Raw genomic sequence first — 22,137 nt, 5'->3', positions numbered from 1 at the left:
CATTTATATTTACTAGTGAGGAAGTGAGATCGCCGTGTCGTCTTCTAGGACTTTTGAAAATAAGCAGCCACAACGTCAGGCTTCATCGGGCTTTGATTTTTTGAAAGGAGTAGGTCAGGTAACTGGCGGTACTCTATTATCAATCACGATGTTGACAAGCTCTATTGTAGCTGGAGCGCTAGTTGGCTTGGCTATTAGTTTCCGCAATTTGCCGGATGTCAGACAGTTACGTAACTTTTTGCCGTCGGAAACGACTTATATTTATGACATCAAAGGCAAATTATTAACAAGTGTCCACGGAGAAGCCAACCGAGAAGTAGTACCTCTAGATAGAATTTCTCCAAATCTCAAACGGGCAGTATTAGCTAGCGAAGATAGTCATTTCTACGATCACCATGGTATTAACCCCAGTGGCGTGGGACGGGCTGTGGTAGTTAACGCGGTAGCAGGTGGTGTGCGAGAGGGCGGTTCTACCATCACCATGCAGTTGGTGAAAAATTTGTTTTTGTCTCAAAAACGCGCCTTTACCCGGAAGTTAGCTGAGGGAGTACTGGCAATTCGTTTAGAACAAATTCTTAGCAAAGACCAAATTTTAGAAATGTACCTCAATCAAGTTTATTGGGGTCATAACAACTATGGCGTACAAACGGCAGCACGCAGCTATTTTGATAAGTCAGCAGAAACTTTAACTCTGGGCGAATCAGCAATGATGGCAGGTTTGATCCAAGCGCCAGAGGAATTCAGTCCTTTTGTGAGTATGAAGCTGGCAAAACAGAAACAAAAGGAAGTACTAGGGCGAATGCTGGAATTGAACTGGATCGACCAGCAAGACTACGATAATGCCCTCAAGCAAGAAATCAAACTTGGTAGAATCAGGTCATTTCAAGGTAGTGCTTTACCTTATGTCACCAATACTGTAGCGCAGGAATTAGCTAAGAAGTTTGGACGTGATACCCTTCTCAAAGGCGGGATGCGGGTACAAACTACAGTTGATGCCAATTTCCAAAAAATGGCGGAGGAAACTGTCGTTAAGTGGCATAAAACACTGCTTGGTGAAGGTTTATCTAAAAATCAAATGGCTCTAGTATCAGTCGATCCCCGCACACATTTTGTCAAAGCACTGGTGGGTGGCGTAGATCCTAAAACTAGCGAATTCAACCGCGCAACCCAAGCCCAACGACAGCCTGGATCTTCTTTTAAGCCATTTGTCTACTACACTGCCTTTGCCAGTGGCAAGTTTACCCCAGACACAACCGTGGTAGATGCTCCAGTCAGCTATCGAGATGGTAATGGTTGGTATTATCCGAAAAATTATGATGGTGGCTTTAGCGGCCCAATGCCCATTCGTACTGCCCTAGCACAATCACGCAACATTCCCGTGATCAAGGTTGGTAAAGCTGTGGGAATGAATAGAGTTATAGAAACTTGCCGTACCTTGGGAATTATGAGTCCGATGGAACCTGTGACTTCTTTGCCTTTGGGTGCAATTGGTGTTACACCTCTAGAAATGGCTAGTGCTTATGCTACCTTTGCTAATTATGGCTGGCAGTCACCACCGACGATTATCGCTCGGATCACTGATAGTAGTGGCAATGTGTTGCTAGATAACACGCCCAAACCCCAGCTAGTTCTCGATCCTTGGGCATCGGCAGCAATTCTTGATGTGATGCAAACAGTAGTTAATAGTGGTACTGGTAAAGGTGCTGCTCTTAGCGATCGCCCAGCCGCAGGTAAGACGGGTACAACCTCATCTGAAAAAGATATTTGGTTTGTCGGTACTGTGCCGCAGTTAACAACAGCCGTCTGGGTGGGTAGGGACGACAACAGGCAATTAGCTAGCGGTGCTACGGGTGGTGTAATGGTAGCTCCCGTGTGGCGCGATTTTATGCAAAAAGCGCTTAAGGGTGTCCCCGCAGAAAAATTTAAATCACCTTCCCAATTTACCCGCCCTAAATCAAATTAGAGGTATTGGGGATTAGGGGTTAGGAATTGGGATTTGTCCTATTACCCAGTCACCAATTACCAGTCCCCAGTCACATTTAGGGCTGGTTTTCTAGCTCGGTTTTCATCCTTTGTAGGGTGAGATGCATTTGTTCAAACATCTGTTGCGGAGTCACACCAAACTGACCGAGCTGAGTTTTTAGTTGTTCCATAGTCATTTGGGCCATGAAATCTTCTGATAGCTCAAAGCGCTTCATAAAGACGCGATAGCGATCCATCATGGCTTCCATCTGCTCAATAAATAGCTTTTTGCCCTCGCGGTCAAATTTGCCGTAACCACTACCAAGCTTGATTAATGCTTGATAATCTTCAAACAGTTGTTTTGCTTCTTGTTGGACTATATCAGAATCAAAGAATCCCATATTATTTATATTCAACTGAGTAATGACACTCAGCAGCTTATATTTTTGCCCTATTTTTATTTTAGTCTAGGGGACTCATCTAGAGAACAAGCTACGGTTTCAGTACGGTTTTTTACCGAGATTTCACCACTTGACTTGAGTTTATTCCTGTTTTAAAAATAAATTTACTTAATAAGGCAGCAATGCCTACAGCTTTTGCCATCGATTTCGGATTGATAGTTTCATGCGGATTAATTTTTAACTGGGTGGCATATTTCAAAGCGAGTGGCTGTTGGGGATTCAGTTTTAATGCTTGACGTATATACACTTTTGCCATCCCTGGAAAATTTTGTCGCAGATGAACGAATCCGATTAAGGCATAGTAATCGCTGTTATTTGACTCTAGCTTGATAGCATCGCGCAGTTCTCCTACGGCTAGTGTCCATTTAGCTTGTTTAGCGTACTGAATAGCTCGTTGATAGTGACGTTGAGCGTAATTTATCGGTAGTGGTTGAATATTTGTTATTTGTTCTAATGTTAATTCTACTGGCTGGAATTTCACCTCAGAAATGATGGCAGTTGGTACTTTTGCAATTAATGGTTCGGGCGATCGCAAGTATAAATACGTTAAGTTCAATTTATTCAACTGCTGAGTTATCTGATACGCTTCGTTGAGTAATTGATATTGAACTTCTGCGTAGGAGGCGATCGCTTTTTCATAAAATACTTCACCTTCTAGTGCAGACATTGCTATGAGTTCCTCAGCTACAGTACTTTGAAGTGTTAGTGCTGTTGGCCGCAAGCCGCGTGCTTCTAACCGCAGCATTGCCGTTATCTCAGTGCGTTTTTGTGTCTGCTTCAACTGCTCGTAAGCTGGATTGATTAAACAAGTAAAAATTGCCTTTGCCAAGCCTTGTTCTATATTGCTGCTTCTAGCATAGCGATCGGGATGCAGCAATTTTGCTAAAGCATGATAGCGTTTGAGAATGCGACGCTCATCAGCAGCCACAGAGATTCCCAACACAGCATAGGGATCGGACAGTAATTTTAACCATTTTGCTGGCAGGACAGTCTGTGACATCTGATTAATATTTGCAGATAAGAACTTTAACTATATTAATAAAATAGATTCAGATGTTGCTTGCAAACAGGAATTCTATAATGCTGAATCGATGAGAAGCGCTGTTACTATGGCTATCTTATTGTAGAAACTTTGATTGTAATAAATTTACCCTTGAATATGTTGACAAAGCGCAAAAGCCGAAGTATTGCAGCGATTTTAGCTTTTTCTGGCACGCTGACAATTTCCGGATTACATAAATTTTATTTAGGACAGCCGTTGTGGGGCGTGTTGTATGTTCTGCTTTCTTGGACACCGATTCCCAAGGTGGCTAGTGCGATTGAGGGAGTGTGGTATTTAGCTCAAGATGAAGAAGCTTTCGATCGCAATTTCAATTTTGGCAAGTCAGCGATCAAAATCTCACAGCAAGCAAGCGATCGAGTCGGAGCGATCGCTGATGCTTTGCGAGAATTGGATGCTCTACGTCAGGATGGACTGATTTCTGAGTACGAATTTGAGCAAAAGCGCCGCCAGTTGCTCGACCAAATTTCTTGAAACAAGCAAAAATGATGAACAACTGGCTACCTTTGAATCTCAAGTTGCAAAAACTCCGGGCCAAGCTTCTCAATGACCCCTACTATCGACTACAGTCTGGGGAAGAAATTCAGATAGCTGCAAAATTAGGTATTCGTATCGATGCTAATCAAGCAACTGTAGATGACTGGTTGCGTTTACCTGGTTTGTCAATTCACCAAGCGCGATCGCTTGTAGAACTTTCACGTTCGGGTGTTAAATTTTACTGTATTGAAGATATTGCTGCGGCTTTGAGTATGCCCGTACAGCGACTTGAGCCATTAAATCCGCTGCTAATTTTTAGTTATTATGACAACGAGTCTTTAGATAAACCTACGCAATTACTCAACCCAAATACAGCAACAATTGAGCAACTAGCAAAAATTCCCTTTATGGACTTGTCTTTAGCGCAAGCTGTAGTGCAAAATCGGCTGTCAGCCGGACATTACCGAAACTTAGCTGATTTCCAACGCCGCTTGGAGTTATCTGGTGAAGCGATCGCCCAGCTGATGTATTATCTTCGCTTTTAAGCTCCAGAGGGAAGGTGAATATCTTCCAAGAAGATTCTACCTTCTTGTTTTTGGCTTTTGCGTGATTTCTCAATGATGCTGATGAACTTTGGATTCATGCTTAAGCTAAGGGTTTCTAAATCAATATCTTCAACAGAGAACAAAGCAGCGATCGGCTGACCATTGCGAGTCAAAATCAGAGGCTGCTCGTTTTTGTCGTATTTTTCCAACAGTGAGGCGATATCGCTGATTTCAACTGTTTTCATAGCTCGACTATCTCTCCACCTATACGAATCTGATTTCCTTCTTTAATGCCAACAGCACGAATATCTACAATAGATTCTTCCTCATCTACATCGTAATACACTCGAAAGCTGTCTATTCGTAATTCCCAAACTGCAACTAAATTTGGGCGCATCTCTTTACGATTTCTAGTCGGTACAGTAGGTTCATAGCTCAACTGCTCAGTGATGGTAGTTATGATTATCCTTTGTTCCCTGACTGTAAAAACTTGCAAATGAGACAGGCTATTTCTCGAAAAAGCGATACGATATGACAAAGTTGTAGACTCCGTACCACATAACTAAATCTTTATGAGTGTTCAGTTGTCAAAACAAACAACTGACAACTGACAACTGACCACTGACTAATTAAATAAACCCAATGCGATCGAGAGGCCAAAAGCGAAATGTTGCTCGACCGATAATATTTTGTTGGGGTAAAAAACCCCAGTAACGCGAGTCATTGCTATCGTTACGGTTGTCGCCCATCACAAAAAATTTGTCTGCTGGGACTTGCACTGGTGAGAATGGTTGATTAGCTGGTTCGGCAATGTAATTTTCTGATAAAGCTTGACCGTTGATATAAACTTTGCCTCGAACAACACTAATTATTTCTCCAGGTATACCAATAACCCGTTTGATAAAAGCTTGATCTTTGGGATATCCCCGACGTTGCAGTTCTGCGGGAGGCTGAAAAACAATAATGTCTCCTGTGATGGGAGGGTGAAAATGGTAAGAAACTTTTTCCACTACCAAGCGATCGCCTGTGTGTAGAGTTGGTAGCATTGAGTCAGAAGGAATATAGCGAGGTTCGGCAATAAAAGTCCGAATAAACAGCGCTAAAAATAAGGCGATCGCCACGAGAATCAGATTTTCCCGCCAACTACGCCATGTTTTTGATGGTGCAGTCGCTTGTTTTACATCAGTTTCCTGAGAAGTCATAGAAGTTTTCAGCCGATTTCAAAAGTGGGATAGATACCTTGATTATTTTGACGCTAAAGGTATACTTTTAAGCAATTTGGATTTTGCACTGACTCATATAAACATTAATCTTACAGTTATTGTATCTCCCATTTTTAAGCAAAAGTACTGAAAAATCACTATAGCTTGTCTGAATAAAATACCAACTTAAGATAAGAAATAGGGTATTCAGCTAAATATCTTAATCTGAATTTTTGCAATTATAAAGCAAGGTTCTAATAAATTCTCAATTTTGCTTGTTTTTCCGAAAAATATAGTCGTCGAGTAACCATATTACTCGATGAGGCAGTTTTTTATGCGAGTCAATATTTAGCCAAATTAAATCCATCTAAGGATTCATGAAAAATTTTATTAGTATCTCCAAAATTAAAGATTCATATTTTTGTTTTTCTTTCAAGGCATCAGTCTTAACTGATACATTTGCAATTGGAATTGGCAAAGCTATATCTCAACATAGAGAATTACTATGACCAATGTAATTACTTACAACAATGACAAAGGACTTCTCGCATACATTGACTTTTTAGCATCTAGCGCCCTGAAACTAGGTGAAGGTAATACTGACCGAGTATTTGATTTCGAGGACGCGCTTGACCAAACGGAAGCGGCACAATTAGCTGTTGACGAGTTGAAAAAAATTCCTGAAGTTAATACTTTGTTTACTGAACGCTGGCTTCCAGCTCCTATTAATTTAGATGAGTTAAGCAAGCTTCCAGAGGGAACTTTAGGTAATGTATATGCCAGCGAAATGAAAGCTAAAGGTTTCGATCCCTATTTTTATAAAAAAGTTCCTGTTGTTGATGACATTTCTTACTTGAAGATGCTTTGGAGATCCACTCATGACATTTACCATGTAGTTGCTGGTTTTAATACTGATGTGATTGGTGAAATTGGTCTACAAGCTTTCTTTTTAGCCCAAACCCCAATTCCGATTAGCGTCATGCTTTTGAGTTTTGCTCTAGTCAGGTATAGTCTCTATCAACCTGCTAATTTCAAAGCTTTAATGACAGAAATATCTCGTGGCTACAGTTTGGGTTCTCATACTCCAGGCAAGTTAATCGCGCAAAAATGGGATCGATTTTGGGATGTACAACTGAGTGAAATTCGCGCGCATTTAGGATTAAATCCTATTTTGTAAAATTGAGAATTCAACTACGAATGATTTAATAAAATTCTGGCCAATGATTTTAACTGAAAAAATATCAAGATTTTGCAGGTATAGGTCAAAAAGTCCTGCAAAATCTTTTGTACTTTAATTAGAGGGTAAAGCGCAACTAAAATTAAAGCCAATCTCGATATGCTGAGATTTCATTCACACTGATTTCAAACGGCCCCCCTTTGCCAAATGGAGGATAAACGCGGATTTTGGCATTACTAGTAAACCGCTCTAGTCTATTTCCTAGTTGAGGAATGTTGCTGACTATATGCCAATAAGAAACTATATCGGGGCAGTCAATTACTAATATGAGGGTAGTACCATTTGTAGTGAGATACCACTGACAATTAGACAATAGTACTTGCGTAATGCGATCGCAAGCCTGATAAAAGCATCTGCCAGTAGATTGTTCGAGTTCCAGATGCAACATACTATCCTGTTTTGTCACCTCAACAGGAGGTAAATCATCGGGTGGAAGCAGGGAGAATTTGGACATAACTTCGTACCTCTTGGTTATAGCGCTGCAAACTCTCTAGGTTTTTTTGCAGGTTGAAAGATGAAGGTTTGAGCGCCAATGTACCTAGATTTAATTCATCTTGAAATTTCTTGATTTTGTCCCGACAAGTGGCTACATCACCAATGATTGAGTTTTCAATCAAATAGTCTTCATCGAAACAAATGTTGGTGCGATCGAATGGTTTTTGATCGGGATTCGTACTATTCTGCATGACTTGCGCCGAGTTAGCTTTCATTTTTTGGCTAAATTGACGGATGAAAGGCAACGCTTCACTTACTGCTTCATGGTCTGTTTTGCCAACATAAAAAAAGCGTGCAAGCACCAATTTTTCTGAACCACTGGAATTTAAGGCTCGATATTTTGCCACTGTATTCTTCAATCTCTCCAAGGAAAACGGCGGCCCTCCCATTAAAGCAAAGGAATGTTGGGCAGCAAACTCTATACCGTCATCTCCACCAGTAGCTACATATACTGGTATCTGTCTTTGTAACGGTTTCGGGTAAACTGTGAGGCGATCGCATTGATAATATTGCCCGTTAAATGACACATCAGTTTCATATAAAAGCTTTTGAATCAATGCCATTGCTTCCAACATCCGAGCGCGAGATTGACCCATTGGTGTGGCAAAATGCTTATTCTGTTGAGGAAAAGGCCCGCCTTTAGCAACCCCAAATAACAATCTTCCATTGCACAAGTTATCTAGCGTAGCAATGTCCTCCGCTACTCTAATCGGGTTATGGAACGGCAGTAATACCGCCGCTGTGCCTAATTGGATAGTTGAGGTAAGACCCGCTAGGTGCGCCATCAACACCAACATCGACGGGCTGAGATTGAATTCACTAAAATGATGCTCACTAAGCCAAGCTTCTTCAAAACCCAGGCTTTCAGCTTGTTGTACCAGCGCGACTTGTTCAAAAATAGCGCGACGGGCATCTTGGTTGTGATTGTCGTAATTGCAGAAAAGTCCGGTTTTCATTGAAAGAACTGAGTCAGTTGTCAGTTGTCAGTTGTCAGGAGGCAGAAGGCAGAAGTAAAGAATTATCTCCCTTGTCTTCCTTGTCTCCCTCATCCCCCTCATCTCCGCGTCCCCGCGTCTTCTACTAAGTGGCTACCCACTGCAACTCCAACCATAAACGCGGGTCATTTTGTTTAAGCTTTGACATAGGATCGCGTAGCAATCGCTTGGCATTCATGCAGACTACTTGAACTAGCCCCATATTGTCTGCTAGCTCTCGGAGTATTTCTTTCTGGGCTTGCACGCAGGGAAGCATTTCCTCAGAGCAATAAATGCCTATATATTGCAAGCGCCTGGCAGGCCGTCCCCAAAAACAGGTGATGACTTTCACATAACACCCGTCCAGTAATTCCCCAAGTTTTGGGTAGTAGTGACTGACGACTCTTGTGAATTCTTTAGCTAGGATATCTTCAGCAATCATTTCAAATGATATTTCTGTAGCGTTCATCACTATATGTAATATAGCATATATTTGTTATTTAAAGATGACAAATAACGGAATTGTTAATAAATAAAATATTAAAAATTACAAAAAAAATGAGGTGCGCTTTTGTTAAGCATCACCTCATCTAAGCTGAAGATATTAAAGAGTATAAAGAGTCAGAATTTCAAGTATGACCTTTAGGAAATGAAGCTAATTTGGTGTAAATCTCATTTTAATAATGAGGAATGTTATACTTTTTGTTGACAAAAACCAAAGCTTTCAACCTCCAGTTACTCTGACTCATATATTCTTCTGAGTAAATTCAAAATTTTAAATCGTAACTAATATGCAATTAATTTGCACATTTAAATCTGAGATTTGGAATTTTGAATTTTAATTATTATCGGGACTTGCGCTCTGCAACCAAGACTTCAGCTATCATCTCTGGCAAGTCTACAAAGTCTACATATCCTTCCGAACTTCTAACAGGGGAGAAAAATGTATAGTTTGGATCGCACATCGCTGTGTCGTAGACTTGAATAAACCACCTATCTGGAAAACCTTCTACACCTAGTTCTACAATGTACCAACTCTCGCCTATAAGACGAGAGTTAAAGATTGCGAACCACTCTCTATAATTGTCGGAGATATTCCAGTCTGCCATGAGAAATTCTAACGCTATTTGTCCAGCGTCGGTTGCAGTCAGTAGCATGTTTACTCCTTATTTGCAACTTCAGGATTTACATCTTCAGAATTTGGAACTTCAGGATATAATCCCAACTGTTTGGCTAATTCACGAGCAACAAAAAATAAAAACTGTGCACCGTCTTGATTACCTTGATGTGCAAATGCTGTTGCTACTTGTAGCATTGTTTCTACAAAACCAGCATCAATCAATTCTGGTTGAGCTTCTAAAACTTCTGGTTCTTGACCGTTGGGACATTTAAGTAATTGGTCAATTAAATCGAAATACAAGACTTGGCGTTCTTCTGTCATGGTTAATTTTTTGATTTTGAATGAGCGAAGTTTTAGTTGCTTATTGTTCGATGCTTTGCTGCCACAATCTTTCCAACATTTCAATTTGTTCTTGTAAAACAGCAGCACGATAAACAAGATACCTATCGTAAACAATGATTCCTAACCCAACGAAAATTGGAGTTAATAAAATAAACCATTGCAGGATGACAGCAAGTTTATATTGTTCGGCAGTCGTCAGCACTGGATGCAGGCAATTGCGGTCAAAATCTGGGATACTAGTCTGATGTTGAGATGAATTTGTACTGATTGTCTGGGGAGATAAGGTAGCAGCTTTTGCACTACTCTTGTTAGATTCACAGCCTAAATTCTGTGTTTTAACTAGCTCTATATGTCGTCCCCAAACCACACTAAATACTACCAGCCCTGGAGAAAGCACCGTTAAAGTAACTAGACAAACTGTGAGAACATGTAGAAGTTTGACTTTCATTTTTGCTCTCCCTTGCTAGGTAGTATGCGCCTAGAAAAGAGTTGTTAGTTGTCAGTTGTAAGTTGTTAGTCGTCAATTGTTATTTTTTCTTTATTCTGATGACCGCTGACTACTAACCTTTCGTCTGACGCTCCTGCGTCGAAGATAGCTCTTGAGATCGCCAGTTGTTCAATGGGGGAAACTCAAGACCACACTGGCTCACCACTGACTACCGGCCACTGACCAAATTTTCTACAAATGCTATAATTATCAACTCAGAACTCACGCGCTCAAACCCTAAAAACTTTTTTCATTCTGTTAGCAATAGAAAGAAGCGAGGAGGGTTAAGAAGTCCCCCCTTGTTCGCTGGGCAAAAGCCTAGGAATTTCGGGGGGTAGAGGGGAATCTCTGCGTAAATCCTATAAGTTTTATATCAGCTGCCCCTCTTGGTCTGAGTTTAGTTGAGCTGGATCGAAATTATTAAATTTATTAAAGTTGTACTCAATAGCTAAAAGCCTTGTCTGACAATAATTGTAAAAATAATTTGGGGTATGGGAACTAGTGTTTTTGAGCTAGGGTACTAGTATTTATGAAGAGGGGTTCTAGTATTCCTGCACTCAGCATCAAAGCTATTTGGGCTGCTAGTCAAGGACTGTTTTTGCTTGAGATTGTTTACAGTTAAAACTTGTACTCAAGCAAGCATACTATATGGCGAAGAGTATACATCGAGAATTCAAAAAAAAACATTAAGAATTTTTCAAGAGTTCTAGTATTCTAGACTTACTAAATAATCTTAAAAATAAGGTTAAAAACTTTGCAAAAACAGGAGTTTTCTTTATAACATTCTTAGTAAGTAGCTGAGAACTTCAGAAACTGTGTTACAGCAAAAAAAGCCAAGTTAAGTAATGCTAAATTCTCAAACTCTATTATGGTAAATCAAATACAGCCTGGAAGGAAAATTAATGAGAATATTTGACTCAGTTGCCTTTTATGTAGGGTAGTTTTGTGTTTTAGTGAGAGTATACAGTCTACGCAGTTACTTACACTCAACAGGAAATTGAATACTTACAAGTTGATTGTTATAGGTAAATAAGCTGTTCTAGATTTAGGATTTTAGGAGTTACTGAATGCGGATTGCTCAAGATGTAACAGAACTTATTGGACGAACTCCTTTAGTTCAGCTAAATAAGATTCCCCAAGCTGAAGGAGTCGGAGCGAGGATAGTTGTCAAGTTAGAAGGTATGAACCCAGCCGCTTCAGTGAAAGACCGTATTGGAATTAGTATGGTACTCTCGGCAGAGGCAGAGGGTTTGATTCAGCCCGGAAAAACGATTTTAGTCGAGCCAACTTCAGGCAATACAGGTATTGCTCTAGCGATGGTAGCAGCAGCGCGTGGCTACCGTTTGATTTTGACAATGCCGGAGACAATGAGCCAAGAAAGACGAGCTATGCTCAAAGCCTATGGTGCTACTTTAGAATTGACACCGGGCACTGAAGGTATGCGGGGGGCAATTCGCAAAGCCGAGGAAATTTTGGCGAATACGCCCAATGCATATATGCTGCAACAGTTCCGTAACCCAGCTAATCCCAAAATTCACCGGGAAACTACTGCTGAAGAAATTTGGGCAGACACGGATGGAGAAGTAGATATTGTAATTGCTGGAGTAGGTACTGGTGGTACAATTACTGGTATTGCAGAAGTCTTGAAAAGTCGCAAGCGTAGTTTGCAGGCGATCGCAGTTGAACCCAGCAATAGTCCCGTACTCTCCGGCGGTGAAGCCGGGCCGCACAAGATTCAAGGTATTGGCGCTGGGTTTGTCCCCGATGTGCTGCGCCTAGAATTGGTTGATGAAGTGATTAGAGTCAGCGACGAACAAGCGATGTCCTATGGACGGCGTTTGGCAAAAGAAGAAGGATTATTGTCTGGAATCTCATCCGGTGCGGCTTTGTGTGCCGCCATTCAAGTAGGTAAACGCCCAGAAAATGCCGGACGTTTAATTGTAATGATTCAGCCTTCCTTTGGGGAACGTTACCTCAGCACGCCTATGTTTCAAGATTTGACTTTAGAAACTGCTGGTGTCCGCTGATAGTGGGGAGGGGGATCAGAGGGATGAGAGGGAGACGCGGGGACGCGGGGATAAGGAGAACAAATCCTTGCGAACTATTACCCATTACCACTGACAACTGACAACTGACTCCTAACTTCTACCTCTTATCTCCTGCCTAATGGGAATCTCAATCACAAATTCAGCACCTTTTCCAGGTTCAGAAATACACTCTATCTTGCCGCCGTGTTTATTCACGATTATCTGATAGCTAATTGATAATCCTAAACCTGTGCCTTGTCCCACAGGTTTTGTGGTAAAGAAGGGGTCAAATATCTTTTGTTTAACGCTTGTAGACATTCCCGAACCATTATCTTGAATAGAAATAGCGATCCAATCGGGATTAATGACTTTAGTGCAAATCCTAATCTGACTGGGATTATTTTTGATTTCTGCTACTGTTCTTTCTTCGTTGTATTTATCCAAAGCATCAATCGCATTATTTAGAATGTTCATAAATACTTGGTTTAACTGTCCAGCGTAACATTCTACGTTGGGCAAATTTCCATACTCTTTGATAATTTGAATAGCAACATTTTCTGGCTTTGACTTTAGGCGATTCTGCAAAATTAACAGACTGCTATCTATGCCTTCGTGAATATTCACTGGTTTCATATCAGCTTCGTCGAGCCGAGAAAAGTTACGTAAAGTCAGAACAATTTCCCGAATCCGCTGCGTACCAATTTTCATAGAAGATAAAACTTTTGGGATATCTTCTATAATAAAATCGAGATTCATATCTGCTAGGAAGTCTTCTATTTCTAATACAGGGTTAGGATAAGTATCCTGGTAAAGGTTGATTAAAGTAAGTAAGTCATGAGTATAATCATCAAGATGACCTAGGTTGCCATGAATGAAACTCACAGGATTGTTGATTTCGTGAGCAACACCAGCAACCATTTGTCCTAGACTGGACATTTTTTCTGTTTGAATGAGTTGTGTTTGTGTAAGTTTGAGTTCTTGTAGTGTTTGTTCTAAGCGCAGATTTTTTTCATTCAATTCTTTAGTTCTTTCTAAGATTTTTTCTTCTAAATTCGTATACAATCGGGCATTTTCTAAGGAAATAGCTGCTTGCGAAGAGAGGAGTTTTAGTATTTGTAATCTATCAGAAGTAAACACTCCTACTGTTAAATTATTTTCTAGGTAGAGTAGACCTATTAGCTTGCCTTGGCGAACGATTGGCGTACACAATATAGACTTAATTTTATTGTTGACAATATAAGGATCGGTTGCAAACATATCCTCAGAAGTCGCATCTGCTAAAACGACATCTTTTTTAGTTCTTTCGACATAATTGATTACAGATATAGGCAATTGTTGACTAGTGTCAACTGGTATTGATTGACCTACTATTAACTCATCTTTGTCTACAAAGGCTTGAGCTTCTATGAGCAACTTGCCTGCTTTTTTCAAAATAAGAAAACCAGTTTCAGCACCAGCATTCTCAATCACAATTATCATGAGTTTTTCGAGCAAATTGCTGAGTAAAATTTCTTCAGATAAAGCTTGTGATGCTTTAATACCTGTAATTAAATCTAGTCCGCTAGCTTTGGTGCTAGCAGTAGAAGAAGTTATATTAGGATTTGTGATTTGCTCTTTTGTTGATACTTTCGCAATTAACTCTGGATATGTAGATTCTAAATCTTTTACTTTAGCGATCGCACCCCAGCAAGTATAGCCATAGTGCGCCTTTGTCATGTATAATGAGGCGAACTCGTTACGTCCCAAAGTCAGATAAAATTCTGCTGCTCGTTCGTAAGCTAGCGCCTCTTCTTGAATATATCCAGCACTACCTGCGCCCCGAATAGCTCGATCGTAATAATCCATTGCTACTAAGTATTGTCCAAGCGATCGCGCTTTTTCTGCTTCTACAAGGTCATACTTATGCTGATTATTGACTGGAGCATAGAATATCCATTTATGCAATTGCTGCTGATTTATTTCTACTTGTTCTAAAGCTTCTCTTAATTCCTGCTCTCGCTCTAATTGTGGTTCAGAAGTTCGAGATAAATAAAGAGCAAGAAGCGCCAGCGAATAATAAAAATTGTATTGGGCTATATGTGCAGATCCAGTGACTGCTGGTTCGTAAGGTTTAGCTAACCTAGCATTCTCAACAGAGCGGTCGTAATTTTTCAGAAAGTAATAAAGAATAGTTTTAGCCCAATAGACATAAAAAATAACTGTAATGTTACCCGCCAATTTTGGCATCATTACTAATTCATCAAAACTTTCACCTTGAAGGTAAGATAGATTATTTACTCCTGCAATCAGCTGCAATGTTAATTCTCTCCATATTTGCAGCGAAAAAGTAAAATAATCTTGTTTTATTTTATGTGCCAAGCTTAAATATTGAGCCTGTTTTTGCTCAATATTTGCCAAATTCTCTCCAGCAAAAAAAAGATGCGTACAAACTACAGTACCATTATAACCAACATACTCAATATCCCCTGTTTCCAAACCGCTTTGAACTCCCTCTTGCAGCGGTTCTATAGTTTCTTGAATATGTTCTTTCCAATGTCTCACAAAAATATTAAATAGCCCATAAACCTTAGCCTTTAGCTCTCTAGCATCGAATTTCTCTAAAAGCTTTAAAGATAATTTGCCAAATCGATATCCCGATTCAATATCCTGAAGAGGCCCGCATAAAATTAACCCATAAAAACTATAAGCATAAGCTGCAAAAGATGAATTACCATACTGGACACAAAGATTGACCATAGTAAAAGCAATCAATGGTAAGATAGCAGGCTCCGTTATGTAAGCAGGAGGCATTGCTGTCATCAGTATTCTCATAGCAGCAAGTTTATTAGCATCAGTCATTTCTGGCAGATTTGCTAATTCTTCAATCCTTAACTCTGTTGGTGGAGTTTGAGATAAAGATACTCCTAGCATCTCTAGAACCTGCAAATCCATATCCAATGCTTCTCGCATTCGATTCTGAGAAACATAGAATTGAATCTTCTTCTCATATACTTTTACTGTGTCAAGAATCGTTTGACTATTTTGGATAACACTCTCAAAAAGTGCTTCTGCTTGCTCAAAATTTGTGTTTAAATATTCAGCTTCTACCATTTCTACATGGAGAGCAAGAGTCAATTGATAATCTTCTTCCCAGCTAACATCTGTCAGCATTTCTAAACCCAGCTTAAAAAACTTGACAGCAGATTCATAAGCAGCTGAATCCTTAGCTTTGCATCCTGCCATTAAGTTTAATTGAGCTAGGTTATATCTTTCTTCTTGAGAAACAATTAATTCCGCACCGATATTGAGTTGGTTAACAATATCAAATATATTTTCTTCCAGAGAATTTTGTGCGATATTTTTTAAAAGCAATCGACCAATTTTTAGGTGAATCTCTTTTTTTTGCTCGTCAGGAATCAAAGCATAGGCTGCTTGTTGCACGCGATCGTGTAAAAATTTATAATCAATAATAAAATCATCAATTTTTTCTAAAAGCTGTGGCAGTTTGTAAGTATTATCTAGAGGTAGAATTAAACCAGCTAGTAGTGCTTCCCAGAGTTCATCTGCTGTATTTTTTCGAGATTTTTCGTTAATAACAGAAAGTATATCTAAATTAAAGCGATTACCAATACAGGCAGCTAATTTTAAACTATTCTGAGTGTTATCCTCTAATTTTTGAATCTTCCCAATCATTAGCTCGACAACGTTATCGGTGATTCCTACCTCTTGAATTTGCTCAATATCCCACTGCCAGCGACCAATATTAAAGTCAAAGGCAAGTAGATTTTCTTGATAAATAAACTTGAGTAACTGAGTTAAAAAGAAGGGATTACCACCAGTTTTATTAAATATTAATTCCGCTAACGGTCTAGCTGTTTCTAAATCGCATTTAAGAGTGTCAGTAATTAATTGATATACATTAGTTATTTTTAAAGGTTGGCAAATAATTTTTGTGACAATTACATCAGTCTTTTCAATTTCATGTAAAATCAACATTAATGGATGAGTAGTATCTACCTCATTGTCTCGATATGCTCCTATTATTAATAGATATTGGCTATCGGTATCTGTAGTTAAGAGCTGAATCAATTTGAGAGAAGCCAAGTCTGCCCATTGTAAATCATCTAAGAAAATGACTAAGGGATGTTCTTGTTGGGCAAACACACCTATAAATTTTTGAAAAACTAAATTGAAACGATTTTGAGATTCTGTCGCTCCTAATTGTGGTACTTCTGCTTGTTTACCAATAATTAGTTCTACTTCCGGAATTACATCAATAATAATTTGAGCGTTAGGAACCAAAGCTGATAATATCTTTTCTCTCCAAGTAGCTAACTGTACCTCACTTTCTGTAAGCAACTGTTGTATCAATTCTTGAAAAGCTTGAATTAAAGAAGCATAAGGAATATTGCGTTTGAACTGCTCAAATTTACCTGTAATAAAATAGCCCCTATTTTGGATGATAGGCTTATGAATTTCATTAACCAGTGCTGACTTCCCAATACCTGAATATCCAGCAACTAGGATTAACTCTTTTTTACCTTGATTGACTTGTTCAAAGGCAGTAATTAATATGTTTATTTCTATTTCTCGTCCATAGAGTTTCTCTGGAATTTGCAGTTGACTTGATTCATCGTGCTGACCAATTTCAAAGTTAGATATTTGAGCGGTTGTTTCTAGCTGATGAAGACAATTTTCTAAATCGGCTTTGAGTCCAAAAGCACTTTGATATCTTGCTTCCGCAGTCTTGCTGAGTAACCTCATAACAATTGTAGAAATAATTTGAGGAATTTCTGGCATTAATTGCTCTACTGCCACTGGCTGCTTGGCAATATGACAATGCACTAATTCCATTGGGTCTGTAACATTAAAGGGTAGCCTACCTGTGAGCATTTCATAAAAGGTAATACCCAAAGAATAGAAATCTGTACGATAATCAATTGACCGATTCATTCTGCCTGTTTGCTCTGGGGACATGTAAGCTAAAGTTCCCTCAAGTAGATCGGGATTAATAAGTTTGGGTTTTTCTTTAGAAAGCAGAGATGAAATAGAAAAATCAATAATTTTAACTTGATGTGTGACCCAGTTAACTAGAATATTTTGTGGTTTAATATCTTTATGAATAATATGATGTTGATGCAGTTCGCTTAAGGCTTGAGTAATTTGAATACTTATTTTGAGAAAATCATTTAATTCAAATTTTTGATTTTTGATAATATTGCAAAGAGGTATCCCGTTAAAATTTTCTAAAATTAAGGCAAATCTATTGTTATATTTTTCTATAGAGTAAGTCTTAATAACTCCGGAAATATCTAAATTCTTAATTAATTCATATTCGTGCTTCAGTGCTGCAATATCTTTGAGTTCGGGATATTCTATTGTTAAAAACTTAATGACTACTAACTTACCGTCATGATTTCTGCTTGCTCGATAAACAGCGGTTTTAGTATCATCATAAATTAACTCTAGTATTTGATAGTTAGGTAAGTCAAGCATGGTTTATATAAGATTCCGAACAGGTTTTGCAGTTATTAAAAGACTTACAGCGTAAGTTTTAGCATCATAAATATATTTTTAAAGTCAGTTGTAAGACTAACTTTGAAAATGTACTGATTTTATAGCTATTGTTTACAACTAGTCTAGATTTTGGCAACCCGATTACTGCTTAATTCTGTTCGGAATGTCAAAATTATACCCTTATGTTTTAAGTATAATTAAAGCCAACAATCCCATTCACCAATAATTTCCTTTGTATATTTAATGTCAAACCTTTGCTGTAAAATTGCTCGTGTTGCTTGCATTGCTGACATCACCGTTGCTTCGACGCATCCAGAATTGTAACCATTGTTAATCCAATCACCTATTAGATAAAGATTATCAAACCCAGATTCATCTGTTTTGAGACGATACTTAGTACTTCCAGGCACAGAAAGCACATAGCGTTCTGAAGGATCGATGTTCACTCGCCAGTATTGGGCATCAAATCTTTCAACCCCTTGACGATTTTGGAAATCTACAAGTAAATCCCAGTTCAAGCCTTGACGATTGTTTGGGAGAGTAGCATCAGGCCAAAGATGTCCTATGTGATTTTTGAAGAAAGTAATTGCTTGTTCTTGGATTTTTTTCTGTTGTTGTGCTGGAAAATTATACTCATTGCTAGGAGGAATCCCTGGATCTGCAATTACTCCCGTAAAATAGGCAACATTATAGGGATATTGCTCAGAAGGCCAATTTTCTCGTTGAAGTAACTCACTCATGTCTGCATAGACATCAAGCGGCTCAACATAAGCGCCTAGCACCGGAGCGGACAGTTTCCATCCTAATTGTGGCAAAGTTGGTTTTAGCCATATCTGTCCGCCTTGAGTAGTGACTGTTTTAACTTTAGTCACCATGTTCTGCCATTTTTGATGAACCGGATTTTTCTGAGCATGAATCAGTTCATCGCAAATAGAAGGTAAAGCAGCTATAGAAATGCCGAGAACTACGATATCAAAATCGCCATTTTTGGCACTAAGAGTGATTTCTTCAACATTCTGCCAAGGTGTCCAATGTGACTCTAAATCAATTTCCTTATCTTGGAGCTTTTGAGCTTCTTCGTCCACAATTTGATCGTAGAGAGGCTGATTAGGCCAGCAAAGCAGGTTTTTGACGTTGATGAGCGGTTCGTATTCCTGCTGGGGATTTTTTAAAGTAACTTGGCGAGCTACTGTGATACTGTCTATAGACTTCTGCTGTTCATCTAAATGCAATTGCTTGACAACATGGAAGAATTTAAATTTCACACCTCGACGCTTCAAGACTTCATAGATGGGAGTGATAACGGTTTCGCCCATTCCTGCTTGCATTTTCCACATAATCGCACCGTTGTAGTGGAAAAGGATGGTTGTGAGAATCCGGATGGCGGTTCCAGCTGCTAATTGCGGTTTATTAGTATTGCCTTCCGCAAACCCATAAACGAGATCGTACAAAACTCGAATAAACGCTGAATTGACGCTTGATTCTCTCGCACCATGTTTTCGTAGCCAGTCTTTATAGTCATGCTCATCTAAAATATCCAGGGAGTTATAGTCAATTACCCCATCTACAAATAGACCCCGAATGTTTGCTAGTGCTAGGTCAATCAGTGTTAAGCGCCAAAGAGTGTAATTGTTTTGCTCAATGTTCGTTTCTCGCTGGTAGTTCAAGCGTTCTGAAAATCTATCTATCAGTTTGAGAATGATTTGATGATGTTCGCGCCGATGAAGCTTAGTATTCTCAGGAAGTAACTTAATTAAGTTACAAGCAAAATTCAACAATACTCCTTCATCGGTAATGTCAAGACCTTCTAAAGCTTTGGCAATCTGCTGGTTGGTGTTTTTTAACCATGTTGCCCAACGGCTAGGCTCTTTAAGTAACAACTGAAACAATTGTTCGGGAAACTGCACGATGCATCCATCTAAGAGAAATTCGAGCATCTCTTTGCCGAGTGCTATCTGTTGAGAGGCTGTTTCTTGCCAACTAGAAGTTTTACTGTACTGGTCGTAACAGACTTGTGTATAAATGCGAAGAACGAATTTAATAGTTGTGTAAATATGATCCCACAGAGAAGAAATTCCACCGCCTTGCCAAGGAACTAGAGAATTTATTGGAAAGTCGAAAGCCAAATTGACCCACTGCTGATTGATGTATTCTTCTAGGACAATCAGACTGTGGGGTTTAAATGCATCTTCTATGGTGCTGAAAGGGCCATTACCTCCCGATTCCTCATAGCATTGCTTGAGCAGACGAAAGGCATTCTCGTAGAATCCAAAAAAAATGTGCAGCCCATGTTCTTCAATGCGGTAATCAGGTTCGCGATCGCGATCGTAAGGCTTGACGTTACGTCCAGTTGCACACTTGCCCCCCAAACGCCAACCTGTTTGATAGATAGTAATCTCGTAGAGATTTTCCCACCCTGGCTGGCTGGTTAATTCATAGGCTGTGGTCAAGGATGCTATTCCTCCACCCAAAATCGCAATCTTTTGTGGCTTAAATGGTTCAGACACGGTTATTTATCCTTTGTCAGTTGTCAGTTGAGACGCGATTATACAGTTGTCGTAGAGACGCGATTAATCGCGTCTGTACAAGAGTCAGTAGTCAGTTATTATTTCTCCCTCATCTCCCCCTGCTTCCCCTGCTCCCTCATCTTTCATTTGTACGGTGCTTGCCAAACGGTAGTGCCATTGTTGAGAACGAAGTCGAAATGCAGCAAGAAAGCTAGCTTTACAGGAATGCGTGTTGATTCGCTTCCTGGTAAATATCCTTTATGCAAGCCCATATCTTGAACAAGGGGTTGGCTAGCGTAATTATTGATTGTTAACTCGTAGCGATCGCCAAAATCATTGAAGCCTAAAAGCTTTCCGCTGTAAAAGGTTTGTAGCCGCATTGTCGATTCGATTAGTGCTTGGTAACATGCTCGTTTGCTATCTTTCACATCGCGTAATTGCTTGAGGCTAACGAAAGGCAAGTCTTTGTGAATCAGGTAATCCAGCAAATTTAAGGGTAATTCCAAACCAGGAATCAGAATTTCACCAGGGTTATCAAAAAGTAAACCAGCGATCGCTTCGAGCGCTTCATCAAAACTGTCCCAAGTTTTAAGTGCTGGATGTTGCTTCCCTTGTTCGATGCGACGGACTTCTAGCAGGCGATCGTCTTTAGCTTTGACTTCAGGATTGAATTCTTTAAATACCAACGTGTCTGCGGTAAATAAATCTGGTTCTTCATTTATTTTGGGAATCCGCAGCGTGCCAAGTTCTTTCATGAAACCAAACACTTCGCGTCCTGAAACTAACACAGGAGAATTATTCACATACAGGTAGGGCAAGAACCAAGCGAGACGTTCTGCCACAAAGAAAGGGCCGATTTTTCTCCCGACTACTGTCAACATCCAAAAAACAGCTTCTTCCTCATCCACTTTCCCTTTGTCGCGATCGGGCGGTTCGATAGAACTTAGCGAGTCTATAGTGTTGAAAGTTAAGACGACATAGTTTGTAGCTGGGCGATATTCAATCTCTCCATTGGTAGGATTGTTAAGATATTTATCGCAAATATCCTGTAGCTTAGTCATTGAACCTTCGATGACAAAGCCATACATTTTTGTCCCTTTGATTAAATAGGGTTGATTAAAAGCTTGTCCATCTGCCCGTTCAACATATTGAGGGTACGATGATTGGGGAGTACTGCCCCCGCAAAAGTAAGTCTTTACAAAGCTAGCAATATCTTGCTCCATGTTTTTACCTGTCACCGCAAAATCTTGGAGCAGTCGATCTGGTTTTTCCTGAATTTGGGTAAGGTAGTTTGTTAAATTTTTTTGCGGGTTTTGCAGTACGGTAGTAAATGCACTAGCAGCACCTAGAGCTGTATGAAAACTAGTCTGTATTGCTTCAAAGGGGCTATTGATGTTCATATGCTTTTGGGTAATTTGGTAGCTGCTTCTATATCTGTCAGGATATGGGCAGTTGATTATGCGAGTTTATACTTAGGTTTCTGACAATGCTACATATTCATTAAGCTTTGATGCGATTATACTCGTTATAACTTATCGCATACAGTCTATGATTTTTTAGTACCTCACCTAACTGGCGTAAACTCAGTCAAGAATAGGGTATTGGGGTTAGGGTGTAGGGTGTAGGAAAGACGGCATTGGAGGGGGCTTGGAACCCCCACTAATGCCATCGTCTTGACTCATACGGGGCTTGTACCCAGGAGGTTGTTGGGGCTATTTCTTCCCCCACACCCCATACCCTACACC

General features: G+C 39.6%; 19 protein-coding genes. 5 read left to right on the top strand and 14 right to left on the bottom strand.

Features of this window, described 5'->3' with window-relative positions:
* Nucleotides 1-34 precede the first annotated feature (34 nt).
* Nucleotides 35-1,963, top strand: coding sequence for a transglycosylase domain-containing protein (locus I8752_RS10430; RefSeq protein WP_214432243.1), 1,929 nt, complete (start codon nucleotides 35-37; stop codon nucleotides 1,961-1,963).
* Nucleotides 1,964-2,039: 76 nt separating this feature from the next.
* Here the strand turns inward: I8752_RS10430 and I8752_RS10425 are convergent, their stop codons facing one another.
* Together I8752_RS10425 and I8752_RS10420 are read right to left on the bottom strand one after the other, a co-directional pair.
* Complete coding sequence (locus I8752_RS10425) at nucleotides 2,040-2,363, bottom strand: DUF1825 family protein (RefSeq protein ID WP_214432242.1); 324 nt, start codon at nucleotides 2,361-2,363, stop codon at nucleotides 2,040-2,042.
* Between the two features lie 112 nt (nucleotides 2,364-2,475).
* Nucleotides 2,476-3,423 carry a J domain-containing protein gene (locus I8752_RS10420; RefSeq protein WP_214432241.1) on the bottom strand — a complete coding sequence of 316 codons (948 nt, stop codon included), beginning with the start codon at nucleotides 3,421-3,423 and terminating at the stop codon, nucleotides 2,476-2,478.
* Nucleotides 3,424-3,582: 159 nt separating this feature from the next.
* Here I8752_RS10420 and I8752_RS10415 point away from each other — a divergent pair, with 159 nt between their 5' ends.
* Nucleotides 3,583-3,957, top strand: coding sequence for an NINE protein (locus tag I8752_RS10415; protein WP_214432240.1), 375 nt, complete (start codon nucleotides 3,583-3,585; stop codon nucleotides 3,955-3,957).
* A gap of 14 nt (nucleotides 3,958-3,971) precedes the next feature.
* Entirely contained in the window at nucleotides 3,972-4,505 is a 534-nt protein-coding gene (locus I8752_RS10410) for a helix-hairpin-helix domain-containing protein (protein WP_214432258.1), read from the top strand.
* Here the strand turns inward: I8752_RS10410 and I8752_RS10405 are convergent.
* The 3 genes from I8752_RS10405 to lepB form a co-directional block, all read right to left on the bottom strand.
* On the bottom strand, nucleotides 4,502-4,750 hold the full coding sequence (locus I8752_RS10405; RefSeq protein ID WP_214432239.1) for a type II toxin-antitoxin system Phd/YefM family antitoxin: 249 nt from the start codon (nucleotides 4,748-4,750) through the stop codon (nucleotides 4,502-4,504). The genes I8752_RS10410 and I8752_RS10405 overlap by 4 nt on opposite strands.
* Nucleotides 4,747-5,043, bottom strand: coding sequence for a type II toxin-antitoxin system RelE family toxin (locus I8752_RS10400; protein WP_225895577.1), 297 nt, complete (start codon nucleotides 5,041-5,043; stop codon nucleotides 4,747-4,749). The genes I8752_RS10405 and I8752_RS10400 overlap by 4 nt, the downstream gene beginning before the upstream one ends.
* A 91-nt stretch (nucleotides 5,044-5,134) precedes the next feature.
* A complete protein-coding gene (gene lepB, locus I8752_RS10395) occupies nucleotides 5,135-5,707 on the bottom strand; it encodes a signal peptidase I (protein WP_214432238.1) in 573 nt (190 codons plus the stop codon).
* A gap of 505 nt (nucleotides 5,708-6,212) precedes the next feature.
* Here lepB and I8752_RS10390 point away from each other — a divergent pair.
* A complete protein-coding gene (locus I8752_RS10390) occupies nucleotides 6,213-6,884 on the top strand; it encodes a Coq4 family protein (protein WP_214432237.1) in 672 nt (223 codons plus the stop codon).
* A 142-nt stretch (nucleotides 6,885-7,026) separates the two neighbouring features.
* Here I8752_RS10390 and I8752_RS10385 read toward each other — a convergent pair whose 3' ends face one another.
* The 6 genes from I8752_RS10385 to I8752_RS10360 all read right to left on the bottom strand — a co-directional run bounded on the left by I8752_RS10385 (nucleotide 7,027) and on the right by I8752_RS10360 (nucleotide 10,323).
* Nucleotides 7,027-7,398, bottom strand: coding sequence for a hypothetical protein (locus tag I8752_RS10385; RefSeq protein ID WP_214432236.1), 372 nt, complete (start codon nucleotides 7,396-7,398; stop codon nucleotides 7,027-7,029).
* Nucleotides 7,367-8,395: an LLM class flavin-dependent oxidoreductase gene (locus I8752_RS10380; protein WP_214432235.1), complete on the bottom strand. Its 1,029-nt coding sequence runs from the start codon at nucleotides 8,393-8,395 to the stop codon at nucleotides 7,367-7,369. Before I8752_RS10380 ends, I8752_RS10385 begins: the two co-directional genes overlap by 32 nt.
* A gap of 124 nt (nucleotides 8,396-8,519) precedes the next feature.
* On the bottom strand, nucleotides 8,520-8,882 hold the full coding sequence (locus I8752_RS10375; protein WP_214432234.1) for a hypothetical protein: 363 nt from the start codon (nucleotides 8,880-8,882) through the stop codon (nucleotides 8,520-8,522).
* Nucleotides 8,883-9,258: 376 nt separating this feature from the next.
* Nucleotides 9,259-9,570 (bottom strand): hypothetical protein, encoded by a 312-nt coding sequence (locus I8752_RS10370; protein ID WP_214432233.1) that lies wholly within the window; start codon nucleotides 9,568-9,570, stop codon nucleotides 9,259-9,261.
* A gap of 2 nt (nucleotides 9,571-9,572) precedes the next feature.
* The gene (locus I8752_RS10365; protein ID WP_214432232.1) at nucleotides 9,573-9,854 is read right to left on the bottom strand and encodes a hypothetical protein; all 282 of its coding nucleotides are present in this window, start codon (nucleotides 9,852-9,854) and stop codon (nucleotides 9,573-9,575) included.
* Nucleotides 9,855-9,894: 40 nt separating this feature from the next.
* The gene (locus I8752_RS10360) at nucleotides 9,895-10,323 is read right to left on the bottom strand and encodes a hypothetical protein (protein WP_214432231.1); all 429 of its coding nucleotides are present in this window, start codon (nucleotides 10,321-10,323) and stop codon (nucleotides 9,895-9,897) included.
* A 1,106-nt stretch (nucleotides 10,324-11,429) separates the two neighbouring features.
* On the opposite strand from I8752_RS10360, the gene cysK reads away from it, so the two are divergent.
* Complete coding sequence (gene cysK, locus I8752_RS10355) at nucleotides 11,430-12,389, top strand: cysteine synthase A (protein ID WP_214432230.1); 960 nt, start codon at nucleotides 11,430-11,432, stop codon at nucleotides 12,387-12,389.
* Nucleotides 12,390-12,500: 111 nt separating this feature from the next.
* On the opposite strand, the gene I8752_RS10350 is transcribed toward cysK, so the two are convergent.
* From I8752_RS10350 to I8752_RS10340, 3 genes are all read right to left on the bottom strand, one after another.
* Nucleotides 12,501-17,864, bottom strand: coding sequence for an ATP-binding sensor histidine kinase (locus I8752_RS10350; protein WP_214432229.1), 5,364 nt, complete (start codon nucleotides 17,862-17,864; stop codon nucleotides 12,501-12,503).
* 218 nt (nucleotides 17,865-18,082) lie between these two features.
* Nucleotides 18,083-20,392, bottom strand: a complete 2,310-nt coding sequence (locus I8752_RS10345) for an NAD(P)-binding protein (RefSeq protein WP_214432228.1) — start codon at nucleotides 20,390-20,392, stop codon at nucleotides 18,083-18,085.
* A gap of 143 nt (nucleotides 20,393-20,535) precedes the next feature.
* A complete protein-coding gene (locus I8752_RS10340; RefSeq protein ID WP_214432227.1) occupies nucleotides 20,536-21,792 on the bottom strand; it encodes an acetoacetate decarboxylase family protein in 1,257 nt (418 codons plus the stop codon).
* Nucleotides 21,793-22,137 lie beyond the last annotated feature (345 nt).

This window comes from Dendronalium phyllosphericum CENA369, assembly GCF_016056275.1.
GTDB classification, from domain to species: Bacteria; Cyanobacteriota; Cyanobacteriia; order Cyanobacteriales; family Nostocaceae; genus Dendronalium; species Dendronalium phyllosphericum.
The sequence above is the reverse complement of the archived record's forward strand: the minus strand, read 5'-3'. Positions and strand labels throughout refer to the sequence as shown.